Below are 6,435 nucleotides of genomic sequence, written 5' to 3'. Positions count from 1 at the left end.
TGAGAAACATTGTAAAATGCAGGCTCATCGCCTTAAAACCGATGTTGCGTAGCAATAAAAAAGCACCAGATTTTTCTGGTGCTAATAATTAAACTATTTTAGGACATTTTCAAAAACAGTTGACATATATATGTCATTTTTTTGGTTATTATTTTAAGTTTTTATTAAATTTAGAATAATTTGATTTATAAATAATTAGCTAAGAAGTATAATATATTCATAATAACTTTTATTACCTATACTTAGGAGGTATATGTATGATAGATGAAATAAAAAATATAATATTAGCTGGTATAGGCTCAGCTGCTTATACTTACGAAAAAGGTGCTAAATTAGTTGATGAAATGGTTGCTAAAGGTAAATTAACTATTGATGAAGGTAAAGAATTATCTCAAGAATTAAAAAGAAATTTTAAAGAAAAAGCAGAAGAAACTACTAGTAGAATAAAACCATTGACTAAAGAAGAAATGAGAGAACTTTTGACAGAAATGAATTTTGCAACCAAAGATGAAATAGAAGAAATAAAAGCTAGACTTTCTAAATTAGAAGAAAAAAATAATTAGTCTAAAAAGCCCTAATAAAGTTTAGGGCTTTTATTTAACACTAAAGAGAGGTATATTATGGCTAAAAATTCCGTACAAAGGTTTAGAGACATAGTGAAAACTCTTGCTCACTATGGTTTTGGATATATTGTAGATAGCAAAATAAAAAATGATAGTAAAGCACCAGAAAATCTTAGAAAGGCTTTTGAGGAACTTGGCCCCACTTTTATAAAGATAGGTCAAATACTAAGTACAAGGCCAGATATACTTCCTCAAGAATATATAGAGGAACTATCAAAACTTCAGGACAATGTCCAAACAGAGCCTTTTGAAAATATAAATAAGATATTTTATAAAGAATTTAATAAACCAATAGAAGAGATATTTCTCAAATTTAATAAAAAGCCACTTGCATCCGCTTCAATAGCTCAAGTACATAAAGCCGTTTTAAAGAATAATCAAGAAGTAATAGTTAAAATTCAAAGGCCCGAAATAGCAAAAAAAATGAACATGGATTTAGATATTCTTCAAAAAATATTTAAACTTACTAAGGTGGGTTTTATTGATACACTTATTAATCCACAAGAAGCTCTAGAAGAACTTAAAATTGCAACAGAATTTGAATTAAATTTTGAAATCGAAGCACAAAATATAGATAAATTTAGACAATTAAATAAAGATATAGTTCCTGTATATGCTCCATATGTCATTCATAAGTTATCAACAAAAAAGATTATCACAATGGAGAAAATAAGCGGCTTTAAAATAGATGATTTTAACTTACTTATCAAGAATGGCTATGATAGAGAGGATGTAGGAAAGAAATTAGCTCTATCCTTTTTTAAACAAGTCTTTGCAGATGGTTTCTTTCATGGTGATCCTCATCCAGGGAACTTATTAATAAGTGACGGAAAAATTTGTTACATAGACTTTGGTCTTGTTGGAAATCTATCAAAGTCTCTTAGAGACTCCCTTAATGAAATGCTTATAGCAATGGCTTATAGAGATATCCATAAAATCATATCAATACTCATGGCAATTGGCATAAAAAAAGGCTATGTCAACAGGAACAAACTTTTCGAAGATATAGACTATTTAATGGATAACTATCTTTCAACTTCTTTAAACAATTTGCAAGTATCTGCTATGCTTCAAGATGTATTTGATACTGCTAAGAGAAACAATATAAGACTTCCTAGAAATTTTACACTCTTAATAAGAGGTATGGTGATAATAGAAGGAGTAGTAGCTAAATTAGCCCCAAACATTCAAATGCTAGACATAATTATGCCTTATGTAAAATCTAATAATAAATTTTCCATATTAAATAATATTGATTTAGATGAAGCTTTGATGAAATTAGTTTTTTTCACTAGAGATTCTACTCGTCTTCCAACTAAATTAATAGAATTAAGTGATAGTTTAATACAAGGTAGGGCTAAAATTCAATTAGAACATAAAGATTTAGAAAATAACGTAAATGAATTAAATAAAATGGTTAATAGAGGAATATTAGCCTTAGTTATTTCATCAATGATAATAGCCTCTTCCTTGATTTTAAATACTAATATAGGCCCTAAATACCATGACATATCTATAATAGGCTTAACTGGATATGCTATTGCTGCTATTATAGGATTTGGATTATTAATATCTATAATACGTTCAGGTAAAGTATGAAATGAGATGCAAAATTATATGCATCTCATTTTTTTAACTATGTTTTAAAATCCACATTACAATAATGTATCTTATCTATAAACACTTTATTTACAATATAAAACACACGTTTATATTGTAAATCTAAACATTTCCAAAAAATCATCAGTATAGTTTTTTTATATTTAATTATACTTATATTTAAAGCACTTCCTATTTTTTAATCATATATTCGATTTAAATAAATACAATTTAAGATATTTATTTAAATTAGGTTGTTGAATAATTCATGAATAAAACTAAATATTAATTGTTCAACAACCTATATAAACATAATGAACTTAAAGAAATTTTAAAGCAGTGATGGATAAAGGCGTGATCTTTATAATTTGGTAACTATGTTATTTGTTGAACTATAGATTTTAGGAATTATGTTATTTACTCTGAATACTTATTTTATAGAGGTGATTATTTTGAATTCCTATGATTCCCTTTGGAAACCATTAGACACTGATTTATCCCTTAAACATTTTACTAAACCTCATATAGTCAGTTTAGTAATTATTTTTTCTATAATAACATTAATGTATTTATTTAAAGATACTTTGCGAAAAAAGAAATATGAAAAACGTTTTTCAAAAACTTTAGCTATAATTTTGATTATACATCAAATTACCCTTTACTATTGGTATGTAAATAATAATTTACTATGCTTAAAGGAAGCATTACCACTTTATATATGCAGAATCTCCATAATTCTTTGCATTATTATGCTACTTAGTAAAAGTTATAAAATTTTTGACATAATTTATTTTTGGGGAATAGGTGGAGCAACTATAGCCTTAATCTTCCATGACAATTCTCTATACCCTTTTCCACACTACATGTTTGTTCAATTTTTTATATCACATGGTGGAATATTAATATCTGCACTTTTTATGATATTTGTTCATAAATATACACCAAACTTAAATTCTATAAAAAGAACTTTTAAATGGACTTTTATATACTTTGGAATAACTATACCAACAAATTACCTAATTGACAGCAACTATTGTTATCTTAGAAAGCTTCCTTGTTTTGTTCATTTTAAACTATTTCCTAATACTCCTATTTTCTTTGTTCCTCTTATGATCACTGGTTTATGTATGTTCTTTGTTTTATTGTATCTACCTTTTTATAGAAAAGCTAAATTATAAATAAAAAATGAGTATAAACATGCTTTATTTATACCAAACTGATTTATACTCACTTCTCCTTTTTCATTGATATTAAATTATAATACCATCTTTAATATTAATCATTCTGTTGCAGCTTTCAGCAATATTTTTATCATGAGTTATTATTACCACCGTCTTTCCTCTATTATTTAACTCTTTTAATACATTAATTATTTCTTTAGCTGTTTTAGAATCTAATGAACCTGTAGGTTCGTCTGCAAGTATTATTTCAGGTTCATTAATTATAGCTCTAGCAATTGATACCCTTTGTCTTTGGCCCCCTGATAAATTGCATACTAATTCATACCGTTTTGATTCAATATCTAGTTTTTTTAATACTTCTTTTATTTTCTCATTTTTTTCCTCTTTAGATATTCTTTTCTTTAAATATGCAAAGGGAATCTCAATATTTTGCTCAACTGTATACTTTTCTACTAAAGCGAAATCCTGAACTATAAAACCTAACTTCATATTCCTTAAACTAGCTTTGTCCTTTGAAGATATTCCTTTAACCGAACTACCAAACAACTTATAGTTTCCCTCTGTTAAATCATCTAATAATCCCATAATATTTAATAAAGTTGATTTTCCTGATCCTGATGGACCCATAATTGCTAACATCTCCCCTTTATTTATGCTAATATTAACATTACGCAATGCATTAACAGCACTATCTCCTTTTCCATAAATCTTTCTTATACTATTTAATTCTATTATTGGAGTAGTTTGTTTCATTAATCATTCCTCCTTATCAACTCTATAATATTGGTTCTTTTTAGTTTTATATAAGGAATACTCATTATCAATAATGATATAATACAAGCAATTACTATTGTATATAGCAAACTAATATTTATATCATAAACAATAACCGTTGGAACTAAAGCTAAAGACATTATAATTAATAGTTGCCATAAAAATCTCTCAATTATAGAACTAATTTCAGCACCACAAATCATATGTATTGAAAATTCTCTTATATTTTTTGAAATCATGGTTGTTAAATTTAATGCCATACTCGTAGCTGCAAAAAATAACACTATGAATGCAATAAATATTTGATAAGTTATTTTTTTATGAAAATAATCTAGATACTTATTTATATCTTCTTGTATTGGTCTATATTTCATAGAAAATAGTCCTAATTCAACGGATTTTTCTTCAATAGCCCGTACTTCTTTTTCATTGTTCGTAAAAACCACCGTAGAACTTATCGCCATATCCATACTTGAAAAATTATTTATTAAATTAATATTTAATGGTTTAAAAAATGTATAATTTAACTCAGTTTCTTTTCCAATATCACCAAGAGATGGATAAGAAGAATTGTATTCAATTATACCTATTACTTTATAATTAATATCTTTGTTTGTATCTAAATCTCTTTCTAAATAAATTTCTCCCAATTTGTACCTATCTTTTAAATTATAGCCCACAACAACAGGAATTATTTTTGAATTACCTATAAAATCTGACTCATTAAACATACGCCCTTCAACTGCTTTTATATCATAAATGTCAAAAAACATTTTATTAGCTGTGGCTTGAACAATGGTATTTCCTTCAATTTGTTCAGAAGTTTGATATTCAAATTTTGAATACGTGTTAGTTATATTGTTATTTATAATATAACTATATAATTCTTTTAATTTTGGAACAGAATTTCTCTCATCAGCTATTAATGAATCTATTTTTCCATTCGATGTAGCATCTCTATTTACATAAGCTTTATTATCTTTAAGCTTTTGAAGTCTATTCAGCCCATTATTTACTGTTATAATTTGTGTAATACAAGAGTTTACTAGTAATAAGACTACCACCATTTGAATAAAAAATATTATACTAATTCTTTTATAAACTTTAATATCTAAAAGTGCATATTTGATTTGCCTAAACACACTAATCAACCCCTAATTTGTGATATGCTATTTTTATAATATGTAATCAACATTAATCCAGCTGAAATTAACCCTGTTATCATAGTTAAACCATAAGCAATTATTATTGTTTCAATAGAAAGTTTAAAAATAAAAAAGGTTATTAACTGAAGTTTAGAAACAATCATAGCTAATAATAATGCTACTATATAACTGGAAGTAGAGATTAAAAAGAAGTCCTTAAATAACATTATTGCTATTCTTTTTTCTGTCGCTCCAACCAATCTTCTAATAAAAATTTCTTTTTTTCTGTTTTCTATCCAATTAGAGGAAACACTGATAGAGTTTAAAATAATTAGGAAAATAATTAACGTAACCGGAAAAAGCGTTAGACTTTGAGAAGATATAGTCTTTTGTAGTATCTCTTTAAAGCTGTTATCTCTAACAGATCTTGTGATTTTTACTATACAATAATCATCTAATCTCTTTACAATTTCTTTTGTTTTATCTCCTGCATCTATTTCAAACTCACCAAAAATATAATTATCATAGATAAGATTTTTACTTATAATTTTTTTCGAAGCTAAATTATAATAAGCTAATGCATCCTTATTTATATTATTATTATTAGGCTTAAAAATCCCTATTACTTGAAAATAATTGGTGTCAAATTCATAAAATTTTTTACCATTCTTATCTATACATTTATCCTTTAATTTTTGATTAATTATTATCGTATTAGTTCCATTATTAAAATCTTCTTGTGTAAAAGTTCTCCCCAATATAATATTAGGCTCAAATTGCTTATTTACTGTGTATACTCCAAAAATTTTTGTATCTGATTTTTTAAACAATATAATATTCGATTTTTGATTTTTTAAAAAATTAAGCATATCTGGTAAGGTTATGTTATTCTGATCAATCTTATCTCTAAATTCTCCTATTGAAAAATCAAAGTAATTTTTTGTTAATCCATTAGCCGGAACATTAACCATTTTAAATGCCTCAACAAAATTAGATAAACATAATATAATTAATAATCCTATAATCATCATCATAAAAATAAGCTGTTTTGATTTTGAAAATATATATTTTATAACTAACATCTCCCTATATATGAAAAATGGCTCTTAAAAA

Annotated in this window: 6 protein-coding genes; 3 read left to right on the top strand and 3 right to left on the bottom strand. The window is 25.8% G+C overall.

Annotation, left to right across the window (positions count from 1 at the left end; genetic code table 11):
* The first annotated feature begins 257 nt into the window (after positions 1-257).
* The 3 genes from OW729_RS17855 to OW729_RS17845 all read left to right on the top strand — a co-directional run bounded on the left by OW729_RS17855 (position 258) and on the right by OW729_RS17845 (position 3,400).
* Positions 258-563, top strand: coding sequence for a phasin family protein (locus tag OW729_RS17855; protein WP_268062904.1), 306 nt, complete (start codon positions 258-260; stop codon positions 561-563).
* Positions 564-620: 57 nt separating this feature from the next.
* Positions 621-2,222, top strand: a complete 1,602-nt coding sequence (locus OW729_RS17850; protein WP_268062903.1) for an ABC1 kinase family protein — start codon at positions 621-623, stop codon at positions 2,220-2,222.
* A gap of 410 nt (positions 2,223-2,632) precedes the next feature.
* Positions 2,633-3,400 carry a YwaF family protein gene (locus OW729_RS17845; protein ID WP_268062902.1) on the top strand — a complete coding sequence of 256 codons (768 nt, stop codon included), beginning with the start codon at positions 2,633-2,635 and terminating at the stop codon, positions 3,398-3,400.
* Positions 3,401-3,472: 72 nt separating this feature from the next.
* Here the strand turns inward: OW729_RS17845 and OW729_RS17840 are convergent, their stop codons facing one another.
* Genes OW729_RS17840 through OW729_RS17830 form a run of 3 tightly spaced genes read right to left on the bottom strand, consistent with a single transcriptional unit; the run spans position 3,473 to position 6,404 of the window.
* Entirely contained in the window at positions 3,473-4,156 is a 684-nt protein-coding gene (locus OW729_RS17840; RefSeq protein ID WP_268062901.1) for an ABC transporter ATP-binding protein, read from the bottom strand.
* Complete coding sequence (locus tag OW729_RS17835) at positions 4,156-5,319, bottom strand: ABC transporter permease (protein WP_268062900.1); 1,164 nt, start codon at positions 5,317-5,319, stop codon at positions 4,156-4,158. The genes OW729_RS17840 and OW729_RS17835 overlap by 1 nt, the downstream gene beginning before the upstream one ends.
* Before the next feature lie 5 nt (positions 5,320-5,324).
* Positions 5,325-6,404, bottom strand: coding sequence for an ABC transporter permease (locus OW729_RS17830; RefSeq protein WP_268062899.1), 1,080 nt, complete (start codon positions 6,402-6,404; stop codon positions 5,325-5,327).
* Positions 6,405-6,435 lie beyond the last annotated feature (31 nt).

The organism is Clostridium brassicae, assembly GCF_026738875.1.
GTDB classification, from domain to species: domain Bacteria; phylum Bacillota; class Clostridia; order Clostridiales; family Clostridiaceae; genus Clostridium_H; species Clostridium_H brassicae.
This window is presented reverse-complemented; position numbering and strand designations above follow the sequence as displayed.

Excerpts from the sequence above, each read along its gene's own strand:
- OW729_RS17855 (WP_268062904.1), top strand. The coding sequence starts at position 258 with ATGATAGATGAAATAAAAAATATAATATTAGCTGGTATAGGCTCAGCT.
- OW729_RS17840 (WP_268062901.1), bottom strand. The coding sequence starts at position 4,156 with ATGAAACAAACTACTCCAATAATAGAATTAAATAGTATAAGAAAGATT.
- OW729_RS17850 (WP_268062903.1), top strand. The coding sequence starts at position 621 with ATGGCTAAAAATTCCGTACAAAGGTTTAGAGACATAGTGAAAACTCTT.
- OW729_RS17845 (WP_268062902.1), top strand. The coding sequence starts at position 2,633 with ATGTTATTTACTCTGAATACTTATTTTATAGAGGTGATTATTTTGAAT.
- OW729_RS17830 (WP_268062899.1), bottom strand. The coding sequence starts at position 6,404 with ATGTTAGTTATAAAATATATATTTTCAAAATCAAAACAGCTTATTTTT.